The sequence below is a fragment of the Mycolicibacter hiberniae genome (assembly GCF_010729485.1).
Lineage (GTDB): Bacteria > Actinomycetota > Actinomycetes > Mycobacteriales > Mycobacteriaceae > Mycobacterium > Mycobacterium hiberniae.
This window is the reverse complement of record NZ_AP022609.1, coordinates 352,736-379,441: the sequence shown is the minus strand read 5'-3', so window position 1 is coordinate 379,441 and position 26,706 is coordinate 352,736. Positions and strand designations below refer to the sequence as shown.

Annotated in this window: 29 protein-coding genes; 12 read left to right on the top strand and 17 right to left on the bottom strand. The window is 67.5% G+C overall.

Annotated elements, in window-relative coordinates; all coding sequences use genetic code 11:
• Window positions 1-41 precede the first annotated feature (41 nt).
• The 5 genes from ku to G6N14_RS01820 all read left to right on the top strand — a co-directional run bounded on the left by ku (window position 42) and on the right by G6N14_RS01820 (window position 5,290).
• Complete coding sequence (ku, locus tag G6N14_RS01840) at window positions 42-947, top strand: non-homologous end joining protein Ku (RefSeq protein ID WP_085135035.1); 906 nt, start codon at window positions 42-44, stop codon at window positions 945-947.
• A 94-nt stretch (window positions 948-1,041) separates the two neighbouring features.
• On the top strand, window positions 1,042-1,833 hold the full coding sequence (locus G6N14_RS01835) for an SDR family oxidoreductase (RefSeq protein ID WP_085135034.1): 792 nt from the start codon (window positions 1,042-1,044) through the stop codon (window positions 1,831-1,833).
• Window positions 1,834-1,844: 11 nt separating this feature from the next.
• Complete coding sequence (locus G6N14_RS01830) at window positions 1,845-2,921, top strand: NAD(P)H-dependent amine dehydrogenase family protein (protein ID WP_085135033.1); 1,077 nt, start codon at window positions 1,845-1,847, stop codon at window positions 2,919-2,921.
• A gap of 66 nt (window positions 2,922-2,987) precedes the next feature.
• Window positions 2,988-4,211: an Nramp family divalent metal transporter gene (locus G6N14_RS01825; protein WP_085135032.1), complete on the top strand. Its 1,224-nt coding sequence runs from the start codon at window positions 2,988-2,990 to the stop codon at window positions 4,209-4,211.
• A gap of 119 nt (window positions 4,212-4,330) precedes the next feature.
• Complete coding sequence (locus tag G6N14_RS01820) at window positions 4,331-5,290, top strand: class I SAM-dependent methyltransferase (RefSeq protein ID WP_085135031.1); 960 nt, start codon at window positions 4,331-4,333, stop codon at window positions 5,288-5,290.
• On the opposite strand, the gene G6N14_RS01815 is transcribed toward G6N14_RS01820, so the two are convergent.
• The 7 genes from G6N14_RS01815 to G6N14_RS01785 form a co-directional block, all read right to left on the bottom strand.
• Window positions 5,287-6,204: an acyl-ACP desaturase gene (locus G6N14_RS01815; protein WP_085128344.1), complete on the bottom strand. Its 918-nt coding sequence runs from the start codon at window positions 6,202-6,204 to the stop codon at window positions 5,287-5,289. The two genes, G6N14_RS01820 and G6N14_RS01815, sit on opposite strands and share 4 nt — an antisense overlap.
• A gap of 537 nt (window positions 6,205-6,741) precedes the next feature.
• Window positions 6,742-7,953: an acyl-CoA dehydrogenase family protein gene (locus G6N14_RS01810; RefSeq protein ID WP_085128343.1), complete on the bottom strand. Its 1,212-nt coding sequence runs from the start codon at window positions 7,951-7,953 to the stop codon at window positions 6,742-6,744.
• 106 nt (window positions 7,954-8,059) lie between these two features.
• A complete protein-coding gene (locus G6N14_RS01805) occupies window positions 8,060-8,428 on the bottom strand; it encodes a fluoride efflux transporter FluC (protein ID WP_085135030.1) in 369 nt (122 codons plus the stop codon).
• Complete coding sequence (locus tag G6N14_RS01800; protein ID WP_085128341.1) at window positions 8,425-8,775, bottom strand: putative PII-like signaling protein; 351 nt, start codon at window positions 8,773-8,775, stop codon at window positions 8,425-8,427. The genes G6N14_RS01805 and G6N14_RS01800 overlap by 4 nt, the downstream gene beginning before the upstream one ends.
• Entirely contained in the window at window positions 8,772-9,269 is a 498-nt protein-coding gene (locus tag G6N14_RS01795) for a fluoride efflux transporter FluC (protein ID WP_234808851.1), read from the bottom strand. Before G6N14_RS01795 ends, G6N14_RS01800 begins: the two co-directional genes overlap by 4 nt.
• 87 nt (window positions 9,270-9,356) lie before the next feature.
• Entirely contained in the window at window positions 9,357-9,764 is a 408-nt protein-coding gene (locus tag G6N14_RS01790; protein WP_085128339.1) for a VOC family protein, read from the bottom strand.
• A gap of 100 nt (window positions 9,765-9,864) precedes the next feature.
• Window positions 9,865-10,380, bottom strand: a complete 516-nt coding sequence (locus G6N14_RS01785; RefSeq protein WP_085128338.1) for a DUF5994 family protein — start codon at window positions 10,378-10,380, stop codon at window positions 9,865-9,867.
• Between the two features lie 472 nt (window positions 10,381-10,852).
• On the opposite strand from G6N14_RS01785, the gene G6N14_RS20695 reads away from it, so the two are divergent.
• From G6N14_RS20695 to G6N14_RS01765, 4 genes are all read left to right on the top strand, one after another.
• Window positions 10,853-11,032 carry a DUF6131 family protein gene (locus G6N14_RS20695; RefSeq protein ID WP_085128337.1) on the top strand — a complete coding sequence of 60 codons (180 nt, stop codon included), beginning with the start codon at window positions 10,853-10,855 and terminating at the stop codon, window positions 11,030-11,032.
• 72 nt (window positions 11,033-11,104) lie between these two features.
• Complete coding sequence (locus G6N14_RS01775; RefSeq protein WP_085135029.1) at window positions 11,105-12,466, top strand: fatty acid desaturase family protein; 1,362 nt, start codon at window positions 11,105-11,107, stop codon at window positions 12,464-12,466.
• The gene (locus tag G6N14_RS01770; RefSeq protein WP_085135028.1) at window positions 12,463-13,227 is read left to right on the top strand and encodes a GAF and ANTAR domain-containing protein; all 765 of its coding nucleotides are present in this window, start codon (window positions 12,463-12,465) and stop codon (window positions 13,225-13,227) included. Before G6N14_RS01775 ends, G6N14_RS01770 begins: the two co-directional genes overlap by 4 nt.
• A 145-nt stretch (window positions 13,228-13,372) precedes the next feature.
• Window positions 13,373-13,966, top strand: coding sequence for an ANTAR domain-containing protein (locus G6N14_RS01765; RefSeq protein ID WP_085135027.1), 594 nt, complete (start codon window positions 13,373-13,375; stop codon window positions 13,964-13,966).
• 122 nt (window positions 13,967-14,088) lie between these two features.
• Here G6N14_RS01765 and G6N14_RS01760 read toward each other — a convergent pair whose 3' ends face one another.
• Entirely contained in the window at window positions 14,089-14,499 is a 411-nt protein-coding gene (locus tag G6N14_RS01760; protein WP_085135026.1) for a nuclear transport factor 2 family protein, read from the bottom strand.
• A 16-nt stretch (window positions 14,500-14,515) separates the two neighbouring features.
• Window positions 14,516-18,787, bottom strand: coding sequence for a cation-translocating P-type ATPase (locus G6N14_RS01755; protein ID WP_165756877.1), 4,272 nt, complete (start codon window positions 18,785-18,787; stop codon window positions 14,516-14,518).
• Between the two features lie 190 nt (window positions 18,788-18,977).
• On the opposite strand from G6N14_RS01755, the gene G6N14_RS01750 reads away from it, so the two are divergent.
• Window positions 18,978-19,355 carry an ArsR/SmtB family transcription factor gene (locus tag G6N14_RS01750; RefSeq protein ID WP_109559754.1) on the top strand — a complete coding sequence of 126 codons (378 nt, stop codon included), beginning with the start codon at window positions 18,978-18,980 and terminating at the stop codon, window positions 19,353-19,355.
• 4 nt (window positions 19,356-19,359) lie between these two features.
• Here G6N14_RS01750 and rpsN read toward each other — a convergent pair whose 3' ends face one another.
• The 5 genes from rpsN to G6N14_RS01725 all read right to left on the bottom strand — a co-directional run bounded on the left by rpsN (window position 19,360) and on the right by G6N14_RS01725 (window position 21,970).
• Window positions 19,360-19,662 carry a 30S ribosomal protein S14 gene (gene rpsN, locus G6N14_RS01745; RefSeq protein ID WP_085135024.1) on the bottom strand — a complete coding sequence of 101 codons (303 nt, stop codon included), beginning with the start codon at window positions 19,660-19,662 and terminating at the stop codon, window positions 19,360-19,362.
• Between the two features lie 3 nt (window positions 19,663-19,665).
• Window positions 19,666-19,830, bottom strand: coding sequence for a 50S ribosomal protein L33 (gene rpmG, locus G6N14_RS01740; RefSeq protein WP_085135023.1), 165 nt, complete (start codon window positions 19,828-19,830; stop codon window positions 19,666-19,668).
• Window positions 19,830-20,066, bottom strand: coding sequence for a 50S ribosomal protein L28 (gene rpmB / locus G6N14_RS01735; RefSeq protein WP_085135022.1), 237 nt, complete (start codon window positions 20,064-20,066; stop codon window positions 19,830-19,832). The genes rpmG and rpmB overlap by 1 nt, the downstream gene beginning before the upstream one ends.
• Window positions 20,067-20,336: 270 nt before the next feature.
• Window positions 20,337-20,723 carry a DoxX family protein gene (locus tag G6N14_RS01730; RefSeq protein WP_085135021.1) on the bottom strand — a complete coding sequence of 129 codons (387 nt, stop codon included), beginning with the start codon at window positions 20,721-20,723 and terminating at the stop codon, window positions 20,337-20,339.
• The gene (locus G6N14_RS01725) at window positions 20,720-21,970 is read right to left on the bottom strand and encodes a TetR/AcrR family transcriptional regulator (protein WP_085135020.1); all 1,251 of its coding nucleotides are present in this window, start codon (window positions 21,968-21,970) and stop codon (window positions 20,720-20,722) included. The genes G6N14_RS01730 and G6N14_RS01725 overlap by 4 nt, the downstream gene beginning before the upstream one ends.
• A gap of 115 nt (window positions 21,971-22,085) precedes the next feature.
• Here G6N14_RS01725 and G6N14_RS01720 point away from each other — a divergent pair, with 115 nt between their 5' ends.
• The gene (locus tag G6N14_RS01720) at window positions 22,086-22,868 is read left to right on the top strand and encodes an enoyl-CoA hydratase-related protein (RefSeq protein ID WP_085135094.1); all 783 of its coding nucleotides are present in this window, start codon (window positions 22,086-22,088) and stop codon (window positions 22,866-22,868) included.
• Complete coding sequence (fadD5, locus tag G6N14_RS01715) at window positions 22,865-24,394, top strand: fatty-acid--CoA ligase FadD5 (RefSeq protein WP_085135019.1); 1,530 nt, start codon at window positions 22,865-22,867, stop codon at window positions 24,392-24,394. The genes G6N14_RS01720 and fadD5 overlap by 4 nt, the downstream gene beginning before the upstream one ends.
• Window positions 24,395-24,406: 12 nt before the next feature.
• On the opposite strand, the gene G6N14_RS01710 is transcribed toward fadD5, so the two are convergent.
• The 3 genes from G6N14_RS01710 to sigK are packed head-to-tail and all read right to left on the bottom strand — an operon-like array spanning window position 24,407 to window position 26,654.
• Window positions 24,407-25,381: an SDR family NAD(P)-dependent oxidoreductase gene (locus G6N14_RS01710; protein ID WP_085135018.1), complete on the bottom strand. Its 975-nt coding sequence runs from the start codon at window positions 25,379-25,381 to the stop codon at window positions 24,407-24,409.
• Between the two features lie 17 nt (window positions 25,382-25,398).
• A complete protein-coding gene (locus G6N14_RS01705) occupies window positions 25,399-26,094 on the bottom strand; it encodes an anti-sigma factor (protein ID WP_085135017.1) in 696 nt (231 codons plus the stop codon).
• A complete protein-coding gene (sigK, locus tag G6N14_RS01700; RefSeq protein WP_085135016.1) occupies window positions 26,091-26,654 on the bottom strand; it encodes an ECF RNA polymerase sigma factor SigK in 564 nt (187 codons plus the stop codon). The genes G6N14_RS01705 and sigK overlap by 4 nt, the downstream gene beginning before the upstream one ends.
• Window positions 26,655-26,706 lie beyond the last annotated feature (52 nt).

The window sequence follows — 26,706 nt, the reverse complement described above, 5'->3', positions numbered from 1 at the left end:
AATGCCGGTTATGGGCACTCTGGCGTGGGCATACTGGCCTCATGCGCTCCATCTGGAAGGGCTCGATCGCATTCGGTCTGGTCAACGTGCCGGTCAAGGTCTACAGCGCCACCGAAGACCACGACATCAAGTTCCGCCAGGTACACGCCAAGGATCACGGCCGGATCCGCTACCGGCGGGTGTGCGAGGAGTGCGGCGAAGTCGTGGACTACAGCGACATCGCGCGGGCCTATGAGTCCGACGACGGCCGCATGGTGGTGATCACCGACGACGACATCGCGAACCTCCCCGAGGAACGCGACCACGAGATCGCGGTGCTCGAGTTCGTGCCGGCCGCCGATTTGGACCCGATGCTTTTTGACCGCAGCTATTTTCTGGAACCCGGATCGAAGTCGATCAAATCCTATGTGCTGCTGGCCAAGACGCTGGCCGAAACCGACCGGGTGGCGATCGTCCACTTCACGCTGCGCAACAAGACCCGGCTGGCGGCGTTGCGGGTCAAGGACTTCTCCAAGCGCGAGGTGATGGTGGTACACACCCTGCTGTGGCCGGACGAGATCCGCGATCCGGATTTCCCGGCGCTCGACGGCAAGGTCGAGATCAAGCCGGCCGAGCTCAAGATGGCCGGGCAGGTGGTCGACTCGATGGCCGATGACTTCGACCCCGACCGCTACCACGACACCTACCAGGAGCAGTTGCAGGAGCTGATCGCGGCCAAGCTCGAAGGCGATGAGGCGTTCACCCCGCAGGAGCAGCCCGCGGAGCTGGATGCCACCGAGGATGTCTCCGACCTGCTGGCCAAGCTGGAGGCCAGCGTGAAGAAGCGCTCGGCCGCCGAACAGCCACCGGCCGCGAAAGCACCCGCGAAGAAGGCACCCGCGAAGAAGGCACCCGCAAAGAAGGCCCCCGCCAAAAAGGCCCCGGCCAAGAAGGCGGCGCGAACCTAGCCCCGGCGCCCGCCGCCGAGGCGCCAGCCGTCGAATTAGAACGTGTTTCAAAGAAGGGGTTCAGCCCACCGCCGATCCTTGTTAGCGTTGCGCGGTGATACTCGACAAGTTCCGAATTGACAATCAAACAGCGGTGGTCACAGGTGCCGGCAGAGGACTGGGCGCTGCGATCGCGGTCGCGTTTGCCGAGGCGGGCGCGGATGTCGTCATCGCCTCGCGCACCCAATCCGAACTAGAGGCCGTCGCGCAACGAGTCGAGGCGGCGGGGCGTCGTGCGCACATCGTCGTCGCCGATCTGGCCCACCCCGAAGAGACGGCAAAGCTGGCCGGCGAAGCGGTCGAGGCGTTCGGCAGGCTCGACATCGTGGTCAACAACGTCGGCGGGACGATGCCCAACACCCTGCTGACCACGTCGACCAAAGACCTCAGGGACGCGTTCACCTTCAACGTCGTCACGGCGCATGCGCTGACGGTCGCAGCGGTGCCGCTGATCCTGGAGCACTCCGGCACGGGCTCGATCATCAACATCACCTCCACCATGGGGCGGGTGGCCGGACGCGGGTTCGCCGCCTACGGGACGGCCAAGGCGGCGCTGGCGCACTACACCAGGCTGGCCGCACTCGATCTGTGCCCGAAGATCCGCGTCAACGGCATCGCACCGGGATCGATCCTGACCTCGGCGCTGGACGTCGTGGCGTCCAACGACGCGCTGCGCGCCCCGATGGAGAAGGCCACACCGATGCGTCGGCTCGGCGACCCCGACGACATCGCGGCGGCCGCGTTGTACCTGGCTTCACCGGCCGGCAGCTACCTGACCGGCAAAGTGCTCGAGGTCGACGGCGGCCTCACCTTCCCGAACCTCGATCTGCCCGTCCCGGACCTGTGAGGAACTGACCCATGACCGTTCGCGTGGCACAGATCGGCACCGGCAATGTCGGTGTCCATGCGCTCAAGGCACTGATCATCAACCCGGAATTCGAGTTGACCGGCGTCTGGGTGTCCTCGGATGCCAAGGCCGGCAAAGACGCTGCGGAGTTGGCCGGGGTGAGCACGCCGACGGGCGTGACCGCGACCACCGACTTGCAGCAGGTGCTCGACGCCAAGCCCGACTGTGTGGTCTACACGGCTCTGGCCGACAACCGGCTCCTCGAAGCGCTCGATGACTTCAAGCGCATCCTGAGCGCCGGCATCAACGTGGTGGGCAGCAGCGCGGTGTTCCTGCAGTACCCGTGGCACGTGCTGCCACCGGAGATGCTCACCCCGATCGAAGACGCCGCGCGGCAAGGCGGTTCGAGCCTGTTCGTCAACGGCATCGATCCGGGATTCGCCAACGACCTGCTGCCCCTGGCGTTGGCGGGCACCTGCCAGAGCATCGAGCAGATCCGCTGCATGGAGATCGTCGACTACGCCACCTATGACAGCGCCGCCGTCATGTTCGACGTGATGGGTTTCGGCAAGCCGATGGACGAAACACCGATGTTGCTGCAGCCCGGCGTGCTGAGCCTGGCGTGGGGTTCGGTGGTGCGCCAGCTCGCGGCCGGCCTGGGGCTGCAACTCGACGCGGTCGAGCAGTCCCACACCCGGGTGCCCGCGCCGGAGGACTTCACCATCGCCTCCGGCGCCATCGCGAAGGGCACGGCCGCTGCCTTGCGCTTCGAAGTGCGCGGCATGGTCGACGGCCGGGCCGCCGTGGTGCTCGAGCACGTCACGCGGCTGCGCGAAGACCTGTGTCCGCAGTGGCCGCAGCCGGCGCAGCCCGGGGGGTCCTACCGGGTCGAGGTGACCGGCGAGCCCTCCTACGCCCTGGACCTGTGTCTGTCGAGCCCAAACGGCGACCACAACCACGCGGGTCTGGTGGCCACCGCGATGCGGGTGGTCAACGCGATTCCGGCGGTGGTGGCGGCCGAGCCGGGTATTCGGACCACCCTGGACCTTCCACTGATCACCGGCAGGGGCCTCTACCGCGCCTGCTGAGCGCGGACGCTCCGCCGGATTTCCGGCTACCCTGACTTTTCTGTTCGTCGGACGGAAAGGGCGCCGGTGGCCGCAGACACCGCGGTGCGACTCAAGCCGGGCTGGGCGCTGCTCGGCCCGGCTTTCGTCGCGGCCATCGCCTACGTCGACCCGGGCAACGTCGCCGCCAATGTCAGCGCCGGAGCCAAGTACGGGTTCCTGCTGGTGTGGGTCATCGTCGCGGCCAACGCCATGGCGGGCCTGGTGCAGTACCTGTCGGCGAAGCTCGGATTGGTGACCGGGAATTCACTGCCGGAGGTGATCGGCGCCCGCAGCAGTACGCCGGTGCGCATCGCTTATTGGCTGCAGGCCGAATTGGTTGCCATGGCAACAGATCTGGCCGAGGTGGTGGGCGGCGCGATCGCCCTGAACCTGATCTTCGGATTGCCGCTGGTGCTCGGCGGTCTGATCACCGGGACGGTGTCGATAGCGCTGTTGATGGTGGGCGACCGGCGCGGACCGCGAATGTTCGAACAGGTGACCAGCGGGCTGCTGCTCATCATCGCCATCGGATTCCTGGCCAGTCTGGTGGTCGCCCCGCCGGCGCCGGCCGATGTCGCCGCCGGCCTGATGCCCCGTTTCGACGGCGCTGAAAGCGTGTTGTTGGCCACCGCGATCCTGGGGGCCACGGTGATGCCCCACGCGGTGTACCTGCACTCGGGCCTGGCCCGCGACCGGCACGGCCGACCGGAGCCCGGCTCGGCACGACGCCGACTTTTACGGGTGACCCGGTGGGACGTCGGCTTGGCCATGCTGGTGGCCGGCTCGCTGAACCTGGCCATGCTGGTCGTGGCCGCCCACAATCTGCGCGGACTGGACTACGCCGACTCCATCGAGGGAGCGCACGCCGCGGTGGCCAACACCCTGGGTCCCATGGTCGCGCTGTTCTTCGCGGTCGGGTTGCTGGCCTCTGGCCTGGCTTCGACCTCGGTGGGCGCCTATGCCGGCTCCATGATCATGGCGGGCCTGCTGCGGGTGTCGGTCCCGCTGCTGTGGCGCCGGCTGATCACGTTGATCCCGGCGCTGGTAATCCTCGCCGCCGGCCTCGAGCCCACCCGGGCGCTGGTGATTTCACAGGTGGTGCTGTCTTTCGGCATCCCGTTCGCACTGGTGCCGCTGATCCGGGCGACAAGCGACCGCACCCTGATGGGTGACGACGCCAACGGGCAGCTCACCTCCGCGTTGGGCTGGGCCGTCACGGCGGTGATCGGCAGCCTCAACATCGCGCTGATCTACCTGACCCTGCATTAGCCGGCGACGGTCCGCGGCAGCCGGTAGCGGCGATCAGGCACGCCCGGATGTTTGTTAATCAAACTAATTACTTGCTAGACTAACTAAATAGTCTCACCAGCCACTTCGAGGAGCACGCCATGGCACGAACCGACAACGACACGTGGGACCTGGCCACCAGCGTCGGAGCCACCGCGACGATGGTCGCGGCCGCCCGGGCCATCGCCACCAAAGCCGAGAATCCGCTGATCGACGACCGCTTCGCCGAACCACTGGTGCGCGCCGTCGGTGTCGACTTCCTGACCAGGTGGGCCGCCGGCGACTTGGAGGGCACCGACCTTGACGACCACGACTCCGCCTGGAAGCTCGGTCAGATGCCCGACGCGATGGCCGCCCGCACCCGCTTTTTCGACGCGTTCCTGACCGGCGCCACGCAGGACGGGATTCGCCAACTGGTGATCCTGGCATCAGGCCTGGACGCCCGCGCCTACCGCCTGACCTGGCCCGACGGTGTGACGGTCTTCGAGATCGACCAGCCGGCGGTGCTCGATTTCAAGGCCGCGACGATGGCAGACCTGGGCGCCGAGCCGACCGCGGATCGGCGCGCCGTGGCGGTCGATCTCCGCGACGACTGGCCGGCCGCATTGATCGCGGCGGGTTTCGACCGCACCCAGCCCACCGCATGGATCGCCGAGGGACTGCTCGGTTATCTGCCGCCGCAGGCACAAGACCGGCTGCTGGACAATCTCACCGCGCTGAGCGCCGACGGCAGCCGACTGGCCACCGAGGCCATCCCGAACCTGTCCGCGGCCGAACAGGAGCAGGCCCGCGAAACGATGCGCAGCGCCACCGAGAAGTGGCAGGAGCACGGCTTCGACCTGGAGTTCTCCGAACTCGGGTATGAAGGCGACCGCCACGACGTCGCCGCCTACCTGGCCCCCTTGGGCTGGGCATCGACCGGCCAAAGCCTGGCCGACCTGTTGGCGCAGTACCGGCGTCCCACGCCGGAGCGCGATGCCGGGGCGGTGACGATGGCCGACACCACCTACTACACCTCGATCAAGCAGGGCGCGATCAAGCAGGGTGCAGAGCCCGCCTAGGCGGAAACCCCCTCGCGCGCCTTCGCCTTCTCCTCGTAGTAGGTGGCACGTTCGTCGACCATCTTCATGTAGCCGGCGATCTGCTCACGCGCCTGCTCCCCCGCCTCGCCGAAATCGTTGCGCTCATCGACCTTCCAGAATCGCAACACCGGCTGCACGACTTCGTCGTGGTGGATGCGCAGGTCGTAGATACCGGCCTTGGCGATCATGACGGCGTTCTCCTGGAAGCCGGGCATGTTCATCCCGGGCATCGCGAAGCCGAGCACCTCGTCACGGATCGCACACATGGTGTCGTCCGGGGCGATGTCGAAGGCTGCCTGCAGCAGGTTGCGGTAGAAGATCATGTGCAGGTTCTCGTCCAGGGCGACCCGGGCCAGCAACTGGTCGGCGATAGGACACCCGGAGGCTTTGCCGGTGTTTCGGTGCGAGACCCGCGTGGCGAGTTCCTGGATCGACACGTAGGCCAGCACCTGCAGCATGTTCTTGCCGCCGGAGTCGTAGCCGGCGATGGTGTGGCGCATCCGCATGTTCTCCAGATTCACCGGGTCGATCCCGCGGGTGACGATGAGATAGTCGCGCAGCGCGATGCTGTGACGGCCCTCCTCAGCGGTCCACTGGCCCACCCAGCTACCCCAGGCCCCGTCGCGACCGAAGGTGGTGGCAATCTCCCGGTGGTACGACGGCAGGTTGTCCTCGGTCAGCAAGTTAACGAGCAATGCGGCTTTGGCGACCGGGTCCAAGGGCGAGTCTTCGGGAACCCAGTCCTGTCCGCCGAGGAAGGCGAAATCGCGCCCCCGGCTCCACGGCACGTAATCGTGCGGCAACCACGGCTTGGCCGCTTCGAGGTGGCGGTTGAGGTTCTGCTCGACGATCGGCTCCAGTTCGTGCAGCAGCTCCGTCTGGACGTTCACCATGCTTCTAGTCCCCTCCCTAAAGAACTGTGGCCCTCAGTTGGCCCCCCAGCCCAACCTACGGTTCCGTAGGTTAAGGCCCACGGTAAACATAGGCTCGGCACCTGTCAACCACAAACGTCCACGCTTTGACGCTCTCGGTGACCACTTTTCACGCCAGCGGCAACCTTTCCCGCGCTCCGCGGCGCCCGCGGCGCGCCCGCACCGCGGGCGGTCGAACCACCTGCGGGCGGGCCGCCTCACACTTGAAACGGCGCGCGACGCTCACGGCGGCGTCGTGGACGGGGCTCTGGTACTGCACCAGAGCAAAAATCGCGGGTGGCGCTGACGCCCTATGGGCCAACCGTCAACTCGGTGACACCGAAGGGCAACTCGGCGACGCCGAAGGGATGAAATTCTGCCCCGGAAGGAGCTTAGTGAATTCCGGTTCTTTTGTGGCGCCGACTGCGGTCGGGCCAGCTCCGGCAACACTAAAACCGACTGCCCGCGGTTCCCCTTCGTCCGCGCCCCGGCCTGAGGAGCTCGCCGGGCCAGTGACGGTCAGCGCAAAGCCAGGCCGGTCAGGGCCCGGGCGATGACCAGCCGCTGGATCTCACTGGTGCCTTCGAAGATCGTGAAGATCTTGGCGTCGCGGTGCATCCGCTCGACCGGGTAGTCCCGGGTGTAGCCGTTGCCGCCCAGGATCTGGATGGCTTCGTCGGTGACATAGACCGCGGTCTCACTGGCGAACAGCTTGGCCATCGAACCCTCGGCGTTGTCGAACGCCTTGTTGTTGCGCGCCATCCAGCCGGCCCGCCAGACCATCAGCCGAGCGGCGTCGATACGGCTCTTCATATCCGCCAGTTTGAAGGAGACGGCCTGGAACTCGCCGATCTTGCGGCCGAACTGTTCCCGCTGGCAGGCGTATTCGAGGGCGTATTCGTAGGCGGCCCGGGCCACTCCGACCGCCATGGCGCCAACCGTGGGCCGAGTCCGTTCAAAGGTCTTCATCGCTGCCTGCCCCCTGGCCGATGCACCGGCCTTGACCCGGGCGACGCGTTCCTCGAACTTCTCCCGGCCACCGAGGATCATGTCCTCAGACAGCCGGACGTTGTCGAGCACGATCTCGGCGGTGTGCGAGGCCCGGATGCCGTGCTTCTTGAACTTCTGCCCCTGGGCCAGACCGGGAGTCTCTGGCGGGATGACGAACGTGGCCTGCCCGCGTGAGCCGAGTTCGGGGTACACCGAGGCGACAACGATGTGCACGTTGGCGATTCCGCCGTTGGTTGCCCACGTCTTGGTGCCGTTGAGCACCCATTCACGGGTCGTCTCGTCGAAGCGGGCCCGGGTGCGAATGGCCCCGACATCCGATCCGGCGTCGGGCTCCGAGGAGCAGAATGCGGCGACCTTGGGGTCATCGGCGGTACCGAACATCAGCGGCAACCACTGGCCCAGCTGCTCGGGAGTTCCGTTGCCCGCCAGCGCCGCAGCAGCAAGCCCGGTGCCCAGAATCGACAGCGCGATGCCGGCGTCGCCCCAGAACAGTTCCTCGAACACCGTCAGCATGCCGATTCCGCTTGGTTCGGCGGCCTGGGTAGCGAAAAGCTCCGGCGAGTACAGCCCGATCTTTGCCGCCTCCTGGATCACCGGCCACGGCGTCTCTTCCCGTTCGTCCCATTCGGCGGCTGCGGGGCGGACAACTTCAGCGGCGAACTGATGAACCCAGTCCCGCACCTCAATCACGTCATCGCTGAGCTCTACCGAGAACGACATTGCTACTCCTGTGGTGGTTCCGTGGGGCGTCGTTGGACACGGCCAGCTCGATTGTGGCACCTCGTCCTGATAGCCGTTGAGCGGCGTCGGATAACCCCGAGACCTATCACACCCAGACCATTTGTGCGGCGAAGCCGCCTGCGTAATAGGCGCCCAGACCGCAGGTCACCGTGAGCACCAGATTGGTGACCGCATACAGCCGTGCCCCGGCACCGGCCAGCTGCAACGTCTCGTAGGAGAAGGAAGAGTAGGTGGTCAGTGCCCCGCACAGACCGGTACCGATCAACAACTGCAAGCGCTCATCGCCGCCGCCTACTGAGCCGGTGAGCACCCCTAGGATCAGACTGCCGAGCATATTGGCGATGAACGTTCCCCACGGGAATGTGGTGTCGTGGCGCGCCTGGACGAATCGATCGGTCAGATACCGCAGCGGCGCCCCCACCGCGGCGCCAGCGGCGACCAGCAGCCAGGTCATCGGCTATCGACGGTTCGGCCGATGTGCCGGACGACCTCGATTTCGTCGAGCATTATGAGGCCCCCTGTGACCAGCTCGTCCAGCTCCGGCAGGAAGGCACGGATCTGCTCGGGGGAGTCAACGATGATGACCGCGACCGGTAGATCTTCCGACATCGACAGCAGCCGGGTCGTGTGGATGGCCGAGGACGCGCCGTAACCTTCGACTCCGCGGAACACCGTCGCACCGGCCAGACCGGCTCGGTGCGCCCGATGCACGATCTCGCTGAACAGCGGTTTGTGATGCCAGGTGTCGCTCCCACCGACGAACACGGTCAGACGCAACGCCGGTCCGGTGAGTTGGCTCATGATGCCCTCCCGGCGATCAGACGTCGCGTGAGGCTTGCGGCGGCCCACGTCGTGATCAGCAACGCCACCGGAGTGCTGAGCAGATAGAGCAAAGCCCGAGCAGGATAGCCAGCGCTGACGAGGGCGTCTACATCGCCGGCGAACGCGGAGAACGTCGTGTAACCGCCCAGCACACCGGTGCCCAGCAGCGGGCGCAGCAGCCGATGCCCGACCCACCGTTCGGTGATCGCCACCATCAACACACCCATCAGCCCGCACCCAGTAATGTTGATAGCCATTGTCGCCCAAGGAAATCCATCGATTGGGGTCGGCCACGCCAGCATGATGCCGTAGCGGGCGCTCGCCCCGAGAGCTCCGCCAAGCGAAACCATCGCAACCACTGGAGCCTGCTCGCGCAGCGCGTGAAGCCGCCGGCGCCGAACAAACAGGTCGGCGCCAGCGGCTACGTCAGATCCGTGCATCCTGCATCGGCGATCCTCGTCGTAGCTGCCCACCTCAAAACCGTGGAGCGGTAATCTTCGCTGGGCCCGGTGGCCTCGATCCATTTCGGCATCTTTTTCGGAGGTGATCTTAACCGGGCTTTACCGGAACCGTCGGTCGATGACCTCACGTGGTAGCTGGTGAGGGGTCGGATAGGTAACCAGCACCCGAATGCCATCCGGATCGGCACCATCAACGAAACTGATCTCACCTACGGTGTTCGAGTACGCGCTCGGATCGTGGAGACGCATACGTTGTTCAATCCGCTGCAGCTCCTCCTCGCTGCCGACAGACCACATGAACTGCTCGACACCGACGTTGGTGACGCCAGCTGCCCTGGACGCCTCATGTGCGCGCAGGTAGATCTCAAAACCGTTCGGAGTCAAAAGAAGTGCCGCATCGCGCTCGTAAATAGCTACATCGCAATCGAATACATCGCAGTAGAACTTTACCGAATGGTCCAGATGCGTTACTCGCATCAAACACGAGGTAACCCTGGCCGTACTCATCTGCCTCCTCGCGACCGGGTCAGCCTGCTATGGCAGGACCCCGACGGCCGCTGAACACCGTACGACTGGGCGTCGCCGAATCAAGGATGTCTGGGATGCCTCAGTTCCCCCCTTCTGATTCCCAGCGATCAAGAGCGCCAACTGCCAGATTGTTGCGCTCCCGGGCGCGCTCACTGAGCGTAAGCAGATCGCTCACTTTCACATCATTTTTCGGCTGCGCTGCAGTCATCATGGTGGCGTGCGCGTCGCTCGGGTCGGCGCGTGCGGGAACCACTGCCAACGTGAGACGCTCGCCATTGAGCCCCAGGACTTCAACAGTGCCGGTCGGTTGAAGCCGGTACCCATCCAGCCGTACCGGTCGCCTGTCAATGACGAGTCTCCTGGGCGCGCTCGCCCATTCATTCAATTTATATAAGACCCGGCCTATGCGGCCCAACCGAACGGAGAGTACAGCCAGCAGGTCAGGCAGCTCCACGGCGAGATTATCGGTACGAGGCCACCACGCACCATCGACGTATCCGCTCTGCGGAGCTTTGCGCTTCAAGCGCAATCGCGGCGTCCGCAGCGGGGAGGTGGAGTTATCGGGGCTCTTGCGGGTCGTCTGCTGTCGCGCCATGACGACGCTCCCATCTCATGTGCCTAGCTGGCCAGAATCTCCGGCGATGACGGGACTTGAAAAGACCGCATGCATGTACAGAGGTACCGCCGCTGCCAACAACCCTACGCCGATTCGGCCCGAGCGCCAGAGCACACGCGGAGTCGCCCCAGTTAACCGGATCGCACTGCCCGGCCTCGCCTGCCGCCCGCGAAAAGGAGAAAGGGTGTAGTGTCATTGGTGCTGAGCCCTTCAGCCAGTGCGGGAGCGAGTTCGGCTGTACGCCGCCGATTTCGATGAGTTTTGATTTCGAGCCGCACATCCCGATATCCATCCGACAATGCCGTCGATGCAGGGCATACAGCTCGCTCATTCCCTTAGTCCGCTGAGGCCATCCATGCCGATCGGGCGATTCGAGTTGCTCATGACGTCTCCAAGACTTGACCCCGCAATACTCCGCGCAACACACCTACGCAGAAATCAGGCAAACACCATGATTGCTCTCGGAGTGATCCTCATCGTCCTCGGGCTCCTCCTGCCCGCCCTGGTTCCCACCTTTGCCTATGCCCATATCTGCGTGGTCATTGGCGTCGTCCTTCTTGTCGTCGGGCTGCTCTTGGCCCTAATGGGTCGGATGGGCCACGCAGTCGGCGGGCGTAGCCACTACTACTAACCGCCAGAAGCATCCACATGCATTTAGCGACTGCCCGCTCGTCCGGCCGAAAGCCGCCGAAAGGGGAAAGCTATGGCGATCACTGACATTTCGGTCTTCGCCCACCTGACAGACTCCGACATCGACTCGTTGGCCGCTGATCTGGACGCCATCCGGCTGGACATCGAGGATTCCCTTGGCGAGCGGGATGCGCGCTACATCCGGCGTGCTATCGCTGCACAACGCACCCTCGAAGTGGTCGGCCGCCTCATGCTGACCGTTGGTTCGAAGAATCTCGGCTGGTGGACGGGAACACTGACCGTCGCGCTGGCGAAGGTCATCGAGAATATGGAGATCGGCCACAACGTCATGCATGGCCAGTGGAACTGGATGAACGACCCCGAGATCCACTCCTCGACCTGGGAGTGGGACATGGCCGGCGTGTCGAAGCACTGGCAGTTCACCCACAACCTTCGCCACCACATGTACACCAACATCGTCGGAATGGACGACGACGTCGGCTACAGCACTCTGCGGGTAACTCGTGACCAGCCCTGGCATCCGAGCAACATCGGCAACCTGCTGTTCAACGTTATCCTGGCGGTCGGATTCGAGTGGGGAATCGGCTTGCAACCCATCGAATTCGGCAACATCGCCAAGGGCGGCGCGGAGCGCAGCAACGCCCTCGGAAAGGCTCGCCGGTTCGTGTCCAAAGCCGCCAGTCAGGTGGTCAAAGACTATGTCGCGTTTCCCGCGCTCACCTCGCTGTCACCGAAGGCGACCTACGCGACGACCCTGAAGGCCAATCTGCTGGCCAACGTGATCCGCAACGTCTGGGCAAACGCAGTGATCTTCTGCGGACATTTTCCCGATGGCGCAGAGAAATTCAGCAAGACCGACATGATCGGCGAATCCCGCGGTCAGTGGTATCTGCGCCAGATGCTGGGCAGCGCCAATTTCAACGCCGGTCCGGCGATGCGGTTCATGAGCGGCCACCTCTGCCACCAGATCGAACATCACCTGTACCCCGACCTGCCGAGCAACCGGCTGCACCAGATCTCGGTGCGGGTGCGCCAGATCTGCGACCACTACGACCTGCCTTACACCACCGGTTCGTTCCTGACGCAGTACGGCAAGACGTGGCGCACCATCGCCAAGCTGTCGCTGCCGGATCGCTATCTGCGTGATCCCTCCGATGACGCCCCCGAGACCCGCAGCGAGCGAATGTTCGCCGGACTGGCCACCGACTTCGTCGACACCGACCCGGCGACCGGGCGCCACCGCGGGCTCAAGACAGCGATCGCGGCGGTGCACCGCCGTCAACGTGCCTCCGAGAGCGACAGGAGACATGGACTACTCCGGCCGGCGGCACTAGAATTTCAGCGTGAGTTTGCCGCGTTTCAGCAGATGACGGCGCGGTCGTTACCGACAAGTCCGACCCCGGTAGCCGGCTGACGTCGACTGCAGAGAGCACCGACGCGGACGTTGGTGACCTGCGTTCCGGGCTGGCCGATCTCGCCAATCTGGTGGCCGATTCGCTCGGACTTGAGGAGCTCCTGGCCCGCGTGGCCACTTACGCGGTACAGGCCATTCCAGCCGCAGACGGCGCGGGTTTGACGTTGCTGTGCAGTAATCGCCCGGATAACCGGGTCGAGGTTCTGGCCGCCAGCGCCACTTTCGTACAGCAGATCGACGAGATCCAATACTTCGAGGTCAACGAGGGACCCTGCATCACCGCCGCGTTGGAGCACCGCACGGTGCGATCCGGGTCGTTGGGCGGCGAGAAGCTCTGGCCGCGGTTCGGGCCCCGGGTGGGACGTCTCGGTGTGCACAGCGTGTTGTCGCTACCGCTGCTGCTTCCCGGCCAGGTGGTCGGTGCCATCAACGTCTACGCGCACCGTAAGGACGCCTTCACCGAACGCGCCGCCGAGCTCGGGGAACGGTTCGCTGTTCCCGCCGCCGTGGCGGTGCACAACGCGCACGTGCTCAACCAGGCCCGGACGTTGACCGCGCAGTTGCAGACCGCACTGTCGACCCGCCCGGTCATCGACCAGGCCATCGGTATCCTGCGTGCCCGTTCCGGAGGAACCGCCGAAGAGGCGTTCGACCGGCTGCGCCGGATCAGCCAGACCGAGAACATCAAACTGGCGGTGGTTGCACGAAGCATCGTCGACGAAGCGGTGCGCCGCGCCCGCGCCCGCCGCACCGGACCATGACCGCGCGTAGCGTTAGATATAGGCACTGTTAGACCCGGATCCCTGATCCGTGGTCAGATATTGCGCCCGGGCAGTCGCGACCTGCGGCACTCGGCTTGGACCGAAAGATCGGCGTTCGGGGCGTCAATGGGGAGCACCACCCCTTGTGGACATCACCGCGGCGCTGGCTGCCGATCTCGCGGCCCTGACCGAAATCCTGGACGACCCCGACCTCGACCTCACCGACACGCTGCGCCAGTTGGCGGGCAACACCAAACTCGCGGTGGGTTCGTATCTGGGTCTGACGGTGATGATCACTGCCGTCGGTCGTCAATCCAGCTTCACCGTGCTCGAATCGGGGACCGAGCTCGGCGACATCGTCACCTCGCTGCGCTTACCGATGACTCCGGCGGTGTCCGACGGCATCGCGGGGCCGTTCGCGGTGCTGATCCTCTACGCCGGCAACCCCGGCGCTTTCGTCGACCTGGCCGCCGACCTCGCCTGGCTGACCGGCCTCGCCCTGACCGAGTTCGTTCTGGATCAGCACCGCGCCCTGCCCACGGCCGAATCCGCGCCCGGTGGGCTCGCAGCGGCCTCGCTGATCGATCAGGCGATCGGGGTGTTGATCGCCCGCGGCTACACCCCCGAACACGCCCACCACGAGCTCGATGCCCGGGCCCAGCGCCTCGGGGTGAACCGAAGCGGCAGCGCGAACGACATCCTCAACGAAGTGAACCGACCGGTCTCCGAAGACAATTGACGCCCCATTTGTGCCGTCAGCCCATCGGAGACTCCGCCCGTTGCACCGAACGATAGTGGGTCGGCCGCCCCGGTGAGCGCGCCGACAGCGCCTCCGGATGCGACCGCCGCGATCGGCCCTGGCTAGGCTGCGCCGCCGTCGAGGCTCGCGGCGGCCTCCCGGGTGATCTGCTCGAACTGCTGCGCCATGGCGTCGGCCAGAACGGTCGCCGCCGACAGCGGACGCACCATCACCACGAAGTCATCGATCTTGCCGTCGTCGTCGCTGTGCAGGAAGTCGCATCCGCTGATCTTCTTGCCGTCGACCGACGCTTCGAACAACAGGGCGTGGTCGCGTCCTGCGGAATCGGCGATCTCCCGCACGTAGCGGAAGTCGGAGAACACCCGCATCACTGCGCGCAGGATGGCCGCGGTGATCGGCTTGCCCTGGTAAGGCTTGAACGCCACCGGAGAGGTGAACACGACATCATCGGCCAGTAGCGCTTCGATGGCCGCGGCGTCGCCGGCCTCGACGGCCTGCCGGAATGGGTGCATGCCACGCCTCCGCTCGTCAGTTGCTGACCCTCACGGTAGACCCCATCACGGTGTCCTCCGGGCAGGCCCGGGCGTCGGCCGGCCGCAGCACCTGGACGGTGGCCAGCTCGGCACCCTCATCGCTGTCCTGCGCTGCGTCACGCCGGCCGGCCGGCAGCAGGTGCGGAGCCGCGGCCATCGCCAGGACCGCGGTGCCGGCAGCTCCGAGCGCCAGCGACCAGCCCAGCGGGCCCACCGGGACGCAGCCCAGCAGTTGGCTGACACCGGGAAGGCTGATCATCGCCGCGAATGCTGCGAACGAGCCGGCTGCAGTGGCCAGCACCAGCGGGGCGTGGGAGTCGAACAGGGTCTGGGCGAGCTCGGTGGTGACCAGCGCGATCAACGCCACCGTGGCGGCGCGTTGCCGGCGTCCGGTCAGCGAGGCCAGCCCCCAGGCGACGCTGGCCGCCGCTCCGGTGATGGCCCCGCGCAGCGCGACGGCCCGCATCAGACGGCGCTCGTCGATACCGCGCACCACCCGGTGCGAGGCCCCGGCCGGGGTGCTGACCGCCACTGCGGTGGCGGGCAGCGCGTCGGTCAGCATGTTCATCAGCAGCAGTTGGCGGTTGTTCAGCGGCGAAGTCCCCGACAGCGCGGCGCCGACGACCCCGAAGATCACCTCGCCGACGTTGCCGCCGAGCAAGCCGGTCACCGCCAGCTGGACCCCCCGCCACAGCCGCTGGCCCTCGTCGATGGCGTGGACCAACGCGCCGATCCGACCGTCGGTCAACACGATGTCTGCGGTTGCGTGTGCCGAGTCGCTGCCCCGGGCCACGACGCCGAGTCCGACGCTGGCCGCTCGGATCGCCGCCGCGTCGTTGGCGCCGTCGCCCACCATGGCGCAGACCCGTCCGCTGCGTTCGAGGGTCTGCACCACCTGGACCTTGTTCTCCGGCGACATCCGGGCGAAGATCACCCGCTGCCCCACCGCCTGTTCCTGGTCCCGGCGCGACAGCGCGTTCCACTCCGCTCCGGTGATGACCTGCTCCGCGGTGACCGGGACCCCCAGCTCCGCGGCGATCGCGGTGGCGGTGACGGGGTGATCGCCGGTGATCAGCCGGATACCGATACCACGTTCGGCCAAGTCGGCCAGCAGTTGCGGCGCTTCGGGTCGCGGGGTGTCGGAGATGCCGAGGAACCCGGTCAGCGTCAGCCCGGATCGGCACAGCCCGGTGAGGGCGTCCGGCTCGTCGGCCAGCGACTTGACCTGGGCGGCAGTGAGCCGGCGCCGCGCCACCGCGATCACTCGCAGGCCACCGGCGGCCAGTTCGGCCACCGGCGCATCGCTGTCCGGGCAAAGGCCGGTGCAGGCGGCCAGCACCACTTCGGGCGCTCCCTTGATCATCAGGTCCCGCCCCAGCACCGATGCCGAGAACGCCCGGCCGGATCGGAAGGGCAGGTGGGCGTCCGGGGTGCTCCACAGCGGCGTATCGCCGGTGGCGACGCGGGCCGCGGCTTCGGCGACCGCCTGGTCGGTGGCGTGGGTGTGGGGATCGCCCTCGGGAGCCGGCGCGGCGTTGGCCGCGCACCGCAGCACGTCGTCGTCGCTGAATCCCGCCACCGGGTGCACCCGGGTGACCCGCAGCCGGTTCTCGCTCAACGTTCCCGTCTTGTCGAAACAGACCACCTCCACCCGGCCCAGGGCCTCCACCGAACGCGGAATGCGCACCAGGGCCCCGGTATCGGTGAGCCGTTGCGCCGAGGCGTGTTGGGCCAGGGTCGCCATCAGCGGCATCCCCTCCGGCACCGCCGCCACGGCGACCGCGATCGCATTGCCCAGGGCCAGCCGCAGTCCACCCCCGCGCAGCAGGCCCAACAGACCCACCATCAGGCCGCCGGCGGCACTGGCCGGGAAGGCGCGGCTCATGAGCTGACTGAGCTGGTGCTGCAAGCCGACGACCGGGAGGTCCCCCGCGGCCAGCTCAGCGGCTCGGCGGGCCTGGGTGTCGGGGCCGACGGCGGTGACCACGGCGCGTGCGGTGCCCGCGACGACTGTGGTGCCGGCGTAGATCATGCAGCGCCGTTCGGCCAGTTCGGCGCCGGGTGTCGCCGCGGTCTGCTTGTCCACCGACAGGGATTCGCCGGTCAGCGACGATTCGTCGACTTCGAGGTCGGTCGCCTCGATCAGTCGGGCGTCCGCGGGCACGACCTCATTGCTGCGGACCTCGATCACGGCGCCGGGCAGCAACCGATCCGCGGCGATCTCACCGTAGGTTCCGGTGTCGGGTTCGACGATGCGGGCGGGCGGGGTCTGTTGAGCCAACAGCCGGTTCAACCGGTTCTCGGCCTGCAGTTGTTGGGCCGCCGCGAGCATGCAGTTGCCGATCAGCACCGTGCTGACCATCATCGCGTCCACCGGCGAGCCCAGCATCGCGGTGGCAGCCGAACTGAGCGCCAGCACCGGCATCAGCGGATCGGACAGCTCCGCTCGCACCGCCTTGACGAACTGCCATGCCACGGGCGGTGGTGCGGCTTCGGATGCGGCGTTCGTGCCGGCGAGGTCGGGGGCGGACAGGATGCCGCGGACCTCTTCGGCCGACAGCGCATGCCACTCGTGGGCCGGCGCGGGCCGCGGCGCCGGCGTCCGCGCCGCCTGGCGGGCCAGCAGGTATCCCGAGAGCAGCCCGGTGGCCGCCCCGGCGGTGACCGGTCCGGGACCGCGCCCGCCCCGTACTCCGGGAACCATCAGCACCGCACCCAGCGTGGATGCGCCGGTGGCCAACGCGATGCCGCGCGCAGCGGCCTGGCGTGCCGCCGGTATCGCGTGCAGCACCCGCCAGGCGCCGGCCAGGTCGGTCAGCAGCAGATCCGCTTCCCACGGCGGAGCCAGGGCGGCGTCCTCGACCAGGATTCCCAGGCCGACGTCGGCGCCGGCGAGCGCCTTCGCGCCGGTCGAGGTCAGCACGGCCACGGTGCGGCCGTCTTGCTGACGTGCCGTCAGGGCGTCGGCCAGTGCCGCATCGAGAGCGTCGTCGCCGCCGGCACCGGGCGGCGCCAGTTCGTCGAATGCCGGGCGGAGCTCGCCCAGCGCCGCCACGTCGAGGGTGATCAACTCCGCGCCGCTGGCCCGTGCCTGGGCGAGCAGCGCCGCGGCGAGCGGGTGGTGTGTGTCGGCGGTGCACAGTAGGCGGGGATCGATGAGGACGGCGTCGACGCGGTCGAGCCGGCGCAGGCTGTCGGGGCGCAGCGGTAACGCCGCGTGCTGCTGCACCATCGAGCGGCACAGCGTGGCCGCGAAGGCTTCGGTGGTGCTGCGCATGGCTTTTGGGGAGGTGACGACGGCCGCGGTCGCGGCGGTGCTGAGGTTGCCGGTGAGCGCCCCCACCACGCCGGACCCGAACAGTTGGACGTAGCCGGCCCGGCGGCCGTGCCGGTCGACCGCGCCCTCGGGCAGCGGCATCGGGCGCGACGGTGGGTAAAGCCGCGTCTGCTCGGCGTGCGCGGCTAGGTGCGGTTCGTGATGGGTCCAGGCCTGGGCCGCGGCCTGAGACTCGGCGGCCTTGATGCCCTGCAGCGCCAAGTCCACTGCCAGCGTCGCCGGGGACAGTGTGGCGATGCGTGCCCCGGTGGAAATCAGCGACAGAACGGTGTCGGCCGCTCCGCGGCCGATCTGGTCAGCCAGCCGGCGGCGCACCCACGGCTGGTAATTCGCCATCGCCGCGACGGCGTCGACGGCGACCGGTGCGTGCGGCAGGCGCAACGCGCGCCCGGCGAAGGCGATCGCCAGCCCGGCGGCGTTGACGCCGACCATCACGCCCCGGGACATCAGCAGCAGCCCGTCGCCGGGTAACACCGCGGTCGGCGTCGCGCAGATCGGCGCCGTGGGGCGGTGCACGCCACCGCTGCCGCGCTCGGCCCGGGCGGTCAGGCGGCACAGGTCGGGCAGCGAGAGCTCAGCGTCGTCCGCGAGTTCCACCACCACCCGCGACAGCGGGCGGTTCAACCGGGCCGAGACCACAGCGGGCTCGCCGTTGAGCGTGTCGAGCACCCGCTGGCCCACGTCGGGCGAATCGTTCAGGCCGCGCACTTCGATCCAGGCACGTTGTTGGCCGCGCCAGCAGTTGCGGGTCAGCGATCCCGCGGCGGACTCGCCGGACAGCAGCCGGGTGGCCTCGCGAATCGGCAGCGCAGCAACCTGCACGCCGGCCGAGGTGATGCCCCCCACCGCTTCGGCGGTGGCTGAGGTTCCGCGGACCGCAGCGCCCAGCACCACTGATGCCGTACGCAGTCCCAGCGCGACCGGGCGCAGCAACGATCTCGAAAGCAATTCGGCAGCAACCAATCCTGTGGCGTGGCGGCGGTGTTCGAGCCCCCTCGAGGTGCCCGATGCGCCGCGATGAACTGCCTCATTCTCACCAACACTTTGGCTATTGCGCAACTATATGAATGTGTTGTTCGGCGAATCCCGACATCGCGCGTGGGACACAATGAATGCCGCCATGGCTAAAGATGAAAAACGGCGGCCCGAAGAAATCAGTTCAGCCGACCGGCCCGATGAGCCGACCCCGCCGCAACTGGCCTCCGCCGCGAGCACGTTCGCACTGCTGAGCAGCCCGGCGCGCCTGCACGTGATGTGGCTGGCCGCCCAGGACGCCTATGACGTGACCACCCTGGCCCGACGGGCCGGCATCAACGTGGCCACCATGAGCCAGCACCTGACCAAGCTGCGCCTGGCCGGGCTGATCAATGCGCGCCGTGACGGACGCCACCACATCTACAGCGTTGACGACCCGCACATCCTGACCCTGCTGCAGCAGATCTTCGCCCACATCGCTCCGGACGGCGGCTTGGCGCCGGACCCGCCACGGGGGACGTGAAGCCCTACCAGCTCGCCTTCCGGACGCCGGGCGCCAGGCCGTCGTGCACGAGCTGGCGCACGCGCACCCGCGACAGTCCGAACTTGCGCAGGTAACCGCGCGGACGCCCGTCGACCGCGTCGCGGTGTCGCAGGCGCACCGGACTGGCGTCACGCGGCTGACGAGCCAGCTCACGCCGAGCGGCCGACCGCAGCTCCGGACTGCTCGACGTCGCGCAGATGACCTTGAGCTCAGCGCGCCGTGTTGCGTAACGGGCCACCAGCGCCCGACGCTGCTCGTTCTTCACGATCTTGGACTTCTTGGCCACGCCTCAGCGCTCCTCGCGAAAGTCGACGTGGCGGCGGATGACCGGGTCGTACTTGCGCAACACCATTCGGTCGGGGTCGTTGCGCCGGTTCTTCCGGGTGACATAGGTGTAGCCGGTACCGGCAGTGGAGCACAGCTTGACCACCGGTCGGATATCGGTGCGCGCCATCAGACCGGCCGACCTTCCCGACGCAACCTGGCCACCACGGCCTCGATGCCGTCACGGTCGATGACCTTGATCCCCTTGGCGCTGACCCGCAGGGTGATCCGGCGATCCTGCGAGGGGAGGTAGTAGGTCCGCACCTGAATGTTCGCCGACCAGCGTCGCCGGGTGCGGCGGTGCGAGTGCGACACCGCATTCCCGAAACCGGGCACCCGGCCGGTGACTTGGCAGCGTGCAGACAACGAACCCCTCCTTCAACCTTATTGAAAATGATTGTCGACAAGCGACGAGCTGGAGGCTACCGCAGAAACGGCTTTATTGACAATGATTTTCATTAGGAGGGTGGTGCGGACTCCGGTGACCCTGCTCTGCGGCGCCGCCCCGAGCAGGTCCGCCAGGCGCTGTCGGGGGCATTGCTCACCGACGACGAGCTTCGCCGGCCGAATCAGTGGGCCGGCTACCCCGATTCGTTCGGCGAGCAGCAACGATCGCGGATGCGCCCGGATTACGCGTTAGCCGGCGCGCCACACCCGCAACGCGGCGACGATCATCGGAATCTGCAGCGGCAGCCGCGCTATCGCCCCGGCCCGAAGCCAGGGCCTGGCCCAGAACAACCGCACGCTGTGCAGGTTCGCCGGGTACACCGCGACGAACAGGGCCGCGGCGGCCAGACCGGCTCGGCGGCGGGTGCGCCGCGACAGCAACAGCGCACCGATGACGAGCTCGGCGACCCCCGACGCGTAGGTATAGGCGCGGGCGCTGCCGGGAAGCTCCGGCGGAACGATCGCGTCGAACGGTCCCGGCCAGACGAAATGACCGGCCCCGGCGCCCAGCAACAACCCGGCCAGTCCGCGCGCGGTGGTCTCGGCGTCACGCTGGTCTACCAATGCGGCACTCATCGGTCGATGGTAGCCAGCGCGCCGTCCTGCGCATACCCGCGGCCGTCGCCGAAAAGTACCGCCGCCATCAATGCCTGGACCCGCATCCGCTGTTCGCCTCGATTGTCGAAGTTAACCAGGCGTCCTATATCGACAACCAGGGCGAGGGCCGCGTGGACACGGAAGAGCGCTTCGGTTTCGCGGGCGCCGACCTGGCTCACCAGGTGCGCCCACTCGTCGACGTTCTGCCGCTGCAGCCTGCGCAACTCGGCCTGGTCGGCCTCCGGCAGATTGGCGAACTCGGCGAAGTAGATGTTGACCAGCTCGGGTGCGGCGAACGCCAGCGCGGTGTACCGCTCGGCGATGCGCAGGGCCGCCTGCCGCGGGCTGCTCGACTCGGCCAGGGCGTCGGTGATGGCCATCAGCAAGCGGTCGCTGGCCCGGTGGAAGGCGACGGCCAGCAAGGCGGCCTTGCTCGGGTAATAGCGGTAGGCGCTCGAGCCGTTCAGGCCCGCCGCAGTGGCGATCTCCTCGATACTGACCTCGTAGAAGCCGCGCTGGCCGAACATGCGGATGGCCTCGGCGAGCAACCGCTCGCGTTTGGACATACTCGGCAGGCCCCGCTGCGGGCGCCGCGGCGCGGGTCCGCACGGAGCCGGTGGCAGCTCGGTGGTGAGCACCGACCAGCACAGCTCGCCGAGCAGATCCTGAAGTGCGGCGGCGCCCAGCCTGGTGCGGTGCGCCGAGATGCTGCCGATCACGCTGAGGGTGGCGGCGGCCAGCATCGCGGTGTCGGCGGCGGCAAGGCCGGGGCGCAGCTGCGCCAGCGGTTCGATGATGGCGGCATTGAGCGCGTCGTAGCTGGCGCGGATCTCGGTGCGATCCGGCGGTTGCAGGTAGCGCCGTTCCCACCGGTAGAACGCGCCCTCGCGGCGCATCCCGATGGTGGCGTCGATCAGCGCGGCGGTGATCGCGCGCAGCCGTTCAGCCGGTGGCCGGCCCTGCTCGTCGGCGGACCTCGCGGCGGTCACCAACGCCTGCGCCGCGTATTCGGCGGTCGCCACCAAAAGCGCGTACTTGTTGGCGAAGTGCCGGTAGAGGGCCGGTCCGGAGATACCGACCTCGGCGGCGATCTCATCGACACCGACCGCGTGGTAGCCCCGTTGGCTGAACGTGCGGGCCGCGGCCCGCACGATCTGGGCCTTGCGGTCCTTGGGGCGCCGCTGCACCGCAGCCGTCGACACCGGCGCCGCTGGAGCCGTGGCCATTTTCACCCCCTGTGTTGACTGTTCGGGCCGCCGCCCATACGTTAACCACAATTTACGTTTTCATCCACGGAGGAAGTGACGTGCTGCAATCCCGGTTCACGCAAGGGTGGGTCTGATCGTGTCCGAAACCAGCTCCGCCAAACTGACCGCGACGCGCGACGGCCGCGTGCTGCGGGTGACGATCACCAACCCCGGCCGGCTCAACGCGATCGACTACGCCACCATGACGGCCATCGGCGACGTCTTCTCCAGCGCAGCCGAGGACCGCAACGTGCGGGCTGTGGTGCTCACCGGCGAAGGCAAGGCCTTCTGCACCGGCGCGGATCTGTCGGCGACCGCCGGCGGTGTCAGCCCCGAGGAGGTGATGGACTGCGCGGCCCGGCTGGTGACCTCGGTCGCCGAAAGCCCCCTGCCGGTGATCGCGCGGGTCAACGGACCGGTCGCCGGCGTGGGCGTGGGCCTCGCGCTGGCCGCGGACCTGATCTACGCCGTCGAGAGCGCCTACTTCCTGCTCTCCTTCACCAACATCGGCTTGATGCCCGACGGCGGCACCACCGCCCTGGTCGCTGCGGCGGCCGGGCGGGCAGTGGCCAATGAGATGGCACTGCTGGGCGAGCGCCTGCCGGCGACCGCCGCCCGCGATGCCGGGCTGATCAACGCCGTGCTGTCCGACGCGGAATTGGACGCTCGGGTCGAAGCCGCCGCCGAGAAGCTGGCCCACGGGCCGCGCCGCGCGCTCGAGCTGACCAAACGGGCACTCAACGCCACCAACCTCGCTGCGCTCGACGCCGCACTGGCCCGCGAGAAGGCCGGTCAGGTGGAACTGCTCACCTCGCCCGACTTCTTCGAAGGCGCGACGGCCATGCTGCAGAAGCGCAAGGCGGTCTTCGGCGAATGAGCTTGCAGCCACTGCGGTCGCGCCGCAACCACTGGATGAACCATGTGGCGATCCACGCCGAGATGCGGCCCGATGCCGTCGCCTTCCGCTGTCGGGGCGTCGACACGACCTGGCAGCAGCTGCACGACCGCTCGGAACGCCTGGCGAGCGCGCTGTTCCGGCGCGGGATCTCCTTCGGCGACCGTGTTCTGATCGTGATGCTCAATCACACCGAATACGTCGAGGCGACCTTGGCGATCAACGCCCTGGGCGCCATCGCCGTACCGGTCAATTTCCGCCTCACCGACCCGGAGATCAGCTATATCGTCTCCGACAGCGGCGCCAAGGGCGTCATCACCGACGACGTGCTCGCGCCGCTGATCGAGTCGGTCCGCAAGAACACTCCCGGACTCGATGTCGCCGTGGTGCTCGGTGACGACTACGAATCGCTGATCGCCGAGACCGGTGTGCCGCATCCCGGCGCCGATGTCCCCGAAGACACCCCGGCGCTGATCATGTACACCTCGGGAACCACGGGAAATCCCAAGGGCGCCATCCTGTCGCACTCCAACCTTGCCGCCCAGTCGTTGACGTGTGTCCGGGCATTGCAGACCAGCCCGGACACGGTGTATTTCTGCGCGGCACCGATGTTCCACATCGCCGGCCTGGGCAGCATCGCACCCAACCTGATGGTCGGGACCAAGACCGTGATCCACCCGCTCGGTGCGTTCAACTCCACGGACACTCTCGACGCATGGGAGCGGGAACGGGCCACCTCGGTGTTCCTGGTGCCGGCCCAGTGGCAGATGATCTGCGCCGATCCGACTGTGCGGCAACGTGACCTGGCCCTGGAGGTGATCAGCTGGGGGGCCGCGCCGGCGTCGGACACCGTACTGCGGGCCATGGCGGAGAGCTTCCCGAACGCGCTCAACGTCGCGGTGTTCGGACAGACCGAGATGTCGCCCATCACCTGTGTCCTCGACGGCGCTGACGCGATCCGCAAGCTCGGTTCGGTGGGCAAGGTGATCCCGACCATCGCGGCCCGCGTCGTCGACGACGACATGAACGATGTGGCGCCGGGTGAGATCGGCGAGATCGTCTATCGCGGGCCCACCATGATGCAGGGCTACTGGAACAAACCCGAGGCGACCGCCGAAGCGTTCGCCGGTGGCTGGTTCCACTCCGGCGATCTGGTCCGTGTCGATGACGAAGGCTTCGTCTATGTCGTCGACCGCAAGAAGGACATGATCATCTCCGGCGGCGAGAACATCTACTGCGCCGAGGTGGAGAACGTGCTGTTCGAGCACCCGCTGGTCCGGGAGGCAGCCGTGATCGGCCGGGCCCACGAGAAGTGGGGCGAGGTTCCGGTGGCGATCGTGGCCCTGGTCTCCGGCGAGGCCGCACTGACGTTGACCGACCTCGAGCCGTTCCTCAACGAACGGCTGGCCCGCTACAAGCACCCCAAAGAGCTGGTGTTGCTCGATGAGCTGCCGCGCAATGCCAGCGGCAAGGTGGTCAAGCCGCAGCTGCGCAAGCAATTCGACTGAGCGGGGCCTGCCTCAGCTGTCGGGCAGTCCGGCGGCGTGCGCACAGTAAGCCCAGAGCCGATCACGGTCCTCGCGGCTTTCCCGGGTGAACGGCAGGAAGTGCTCGGGGCGCTGTCGCCGGTCGTGCCAGAAGCCACCCGTCGGTGGGGCGGGCGTCGTTGCGGCCAGCCAGATGGCGGTATCGGCTCCTTGCTGCGGGGTGCGCAGCAACGGTTTGGTCAGTTTCTGGAAAGTCGGCAGCGACGTGACCACCCCGGGTGTGTCCGACCAACCCGGGTGCATGCAGTACACGGCGATGCCGCGGGCTTTCCAGCGTTCGGCAAGCACCGGGGTGAGCGCCACCTGCATCCGTTTGGTTCGCGCGTAGGCGGTCACGCCGCTGTAGTTCCCGCTGCGGTACTCCGGGTCGTCGGCGGCCAGCGCCTGGGTGTACATGCCGCCGGAGGACATCAGGATCACCCGGGCGTCGTCGGACGCGGCCATAGCCGGGACCAGCAGTTCGGTCAGCAGTATCGGACCGAGGACGTGGGTTGCCAAGGTTATCTCGTGCCCGTCGGCAGTCTCGGCTCGCTCGTCGGGCAGCACCCCGGCATTGTGGACGAGCACATCGAGCCGCGGTAGCCGAGCGGCGAGGCCGGCGGCGAACTGGCGCACCGCGGCCAGATCGGCGACGTCGCAGACCTCCACGCGCAGGTCCGCCGCGGGGTTTTCGGCAGCCAGCTCGGCCCGGGCGCGCTCGGTGCGCTCGGGGTCTCGGCCCACCATCAGCACCGTGGCGCCCAGCGCCGCCAGCCCCGCCGCAATCGCCTTGCCGATACCGCTGTTGGCACCGGTCACCATGGCGACCTTGCCGGCCAGCGCGTCCGGTGCCGGATCGCGCGGCCACGCGCGCCGGCGGATCCCGTACCCGAGCCGGGTATAGCCGAGCACCACAGAGCGGTCCAGAACGGAATCGAGTAGCCGGTACCCCCGCGACCCCAGATCCATCGGAGCAAACCCCCGTCTTAACGCAATGGAATTTCCACAAGCATCTGCCCGGTGGGTTGGCGCGATCCCGGATCGGGCTCAACGGTGAATCCGAGCGCGGTCGAATCCCCGAGCTCGGGAATCACCGCTGTGGTCGACGGCGAAACAGCTGCGGCGTCCATCGTGCCGGCCAGCGTCGGGCCGCTGGGACTGAGCAGCCACATCTGGTAGACCGTGCCCGGTTCCGGCGGCGGCACATTGTTCATCACCAGGACCCCGGCGCTGCGGTCTCGGGAGAACAGCACCGTGGCGGTGCCGGTGGCCAGCGGACTCGACACGCTCGCCACGTCGGGGGCCGCGAGAACCTGTTCCGGGACCGAGGGTTGCGTATCGGGTCGCAGTGCGATCCCGACGCTGACGGCCGCCAGGCCCCCCACGATCGCCGCCGCGGCGGCCAGGACCGCGGTGCGCCATCGCCAACGGCTGGCCGAGAGGTTCACGGCGCGGCCCATGACGGCTTCGCGCAGCCCCGGCGGAGGTTGCACGGCGGTGGCCTCGGAGACCAGGGCCATCGCTTCGTGCACCGCCGTCACCGCTTCGTCGAAGGCCTGCGCGATCGCTTTCGGCGCCGCGGCCATCTGGCGATCGAATTCTGCGCGCTCGGCGTCGGAGACGGCGTCGAGCGCATACGGCGTAGCCATCGCCAACAGGTCGGGGAGGTGCGGCTCGGTCATGGCATACCCAGGCATTCACGTAAGCGGCGCAAAGCTTCTTGCATCCGTGTCTTGATCGTGGAGGGGTTGACCGCCAGACGCTGTGAGACCTCGCCGTAGGTCAATCCGCCGTAGTATGCCAACTCGACGCATTGCCGCTGCTTTTCGGGCAGCCCGCCGAGGCAGTCGACCACGCGGCGCTGCTCGTCGCTGACGATCACCGCGTCCACCACCACATCTCCGGGCGGATCTGCGCTGGCCGCCCCGTAACGCGACTCCCGCTGCCCCGCCGCGCGTTCGGCGCGGACCCGGTCCACCGCGCGGCGGTGCGCCATCGCGAGCAGCCATGCCAGGGCCGATCCCTTGGTGGGGTCATATTTGCCGGCGTTGCGCCACACCTCGAGATACACCTCTTGGGTGGTTTCCTCGCTGTAGCCGGTATCGCGCAGGACCCGAAGAACCAATCCGTACACACGCGCGGCGGTCCGGTCGTAGAGCATCGCGAAGTCGGCGAGACTTCCCCCTGCTACCCGGTGAAGTACCGCATCCAGTTCGGAGGCACCCGCGGTGGGCTGGTTCATCGGACGCCAGCCTAGCCGCCGAACCGTCACCGACGCAGTGGTTGGAAACCAT

Bases quoted from the DNA above. Each gene is read 5' to 3' on its own strand.
- fadD5 (WP_085135019.1), top strand. From the start codon at position 22,865: ATGAGCTTGCAGCCACTGCGGTCGCGCCGCAACCACTGGATGAACCAT.
- G6N14_RS01810 (WP_085128343.1), bottom strand. From the start codon at position 7,953: ATGTCGTTCTCGGTAGAGCTCAGCGATGACGTGATTGAGGTGCGGGAC.
- sigK (WP_085135016.1), bottom strand. From the start codon at position 26,654: ATGAACCAGCCCACCGCGGGTGCCTCCGAACTGGATGCGGTACTTCAC.
- ku (WP_085135035.1), top strand. From the start codon at position 42: ATGCGCTCCATCTGGAAGGGCTCGATCGCATTCGGTCTGGTCAACGTG.
- G6N14_RS01760 (WP_085135026.1), bottom strand. From the start codon at position 14,499: ATGCACCCATTCCGGCAGGCCGTCGAGGCCGGCGACGCCGCGGCCATC.
- G6N14_RS01775 (WP_085135029.1), top strand. From the start codon at position 11,105: ATGGCGATCACTGACATTTCGGTCTTCGCCCACCTGACAGACTCCGAC.
- G6N14_RS01800 (WP_085128341.1), bottom strand. From the start codon at position 8,775: ATGAGCCAACTCACCGGACCGGCGTTGCGTCTGACCGTGTTCGTCGGT.
- rpmG (WP_085135023.1), bottom strand. From the start codon at position 19,830: ATGGCGCGCACCGATATCCGACCGGTGGTCAAGCTGTGCTCCACTGCC.
- G6N14_RS01785 (WP_085128338.1), bottom strand. From the start codon at position 10,380: ATGGCGCGACAGCAGACGACCCGCAAGAGCCCCGATAACTCCACCTCC.
- G6N14_RS01805 (WP_085135030.1), bottom strand. From the start codon at position 8,428: ATGACCTGGCTGCTGGTCGCCGCTGGCGCCGCGGTGGGGGCGCCGCTG.
- G6N14_RS01815 (WP_085128344.1), bottom strand. From the start codon at position 6,204: ATGGTGAACGTCCAGACGGAGCTGCTGCACGAACTGGAGCCGATCGTC.
- G6N14_RS01710 (WP_085135018.1), bottom strand. From the start codon at position 25,381: ATGGATCTGGGGTCGCGGGGGTACCGGCTACTCGATTCCGTTCTGGAC.
- G6N14_RS01730 (WP_085135021.1), bottom strand. From the start codon at position 20,723: ATGAGTGCCGCATTGGTAGACCAGCGTGACGCCGAGACCACCGCGCGC.
- G6N14_RS01790 (WP_085128339.1), bottom strand. From the start codon at position 9,764: ATGAGTACGGCCAGGGTTACCTCGTGTTTGATGCGAGTAACGCATCTG.
- G6N14_RS20695 (WP_085128337.1), top strand. From the start codon at position 10,853: ATGATTGCTCTCGGAGTGATCCTCATCGTCCTCGGGCTCCTCCTGCCC.
- G6N14_RS01830 (WP_085135033.1), top strand. From the start codon at position 1,845: ATGACCGTTCGCGTGGCACAGATCGGCACCGGCAATGTCGGTGTCCAT.
- G6N14_RS01750 (WP_109559754.1), top strand. From the start codon at position 18,978: ATGGCTAAAGATGAAAAACGGCGGCCCGAAGAAATCAGTTCAGCCGAC.
- G6N14_RS01705 (WP_085135017.1), bottom strand. From the start codon at position 26,094: ATGACCGAGCCGCACCTCCCCGACCTGTTGGCGATGGCTACGCCGTAT.
- G6N14_RS01725 (WP_085135020.1), bottom strand. From the start codon at position 21,970: ATGGCCACGGCTCCAGCGGCGCCGGTGTCGACGGCTGCGGTGCAGCGG.
- G6N14_RS01820 (WP_085135031.1), top strand. From the start codon at position 4,331: ATGGCACGAACCGACAACGACACGTGGGACCTGGCCACCAGCGTCGGA.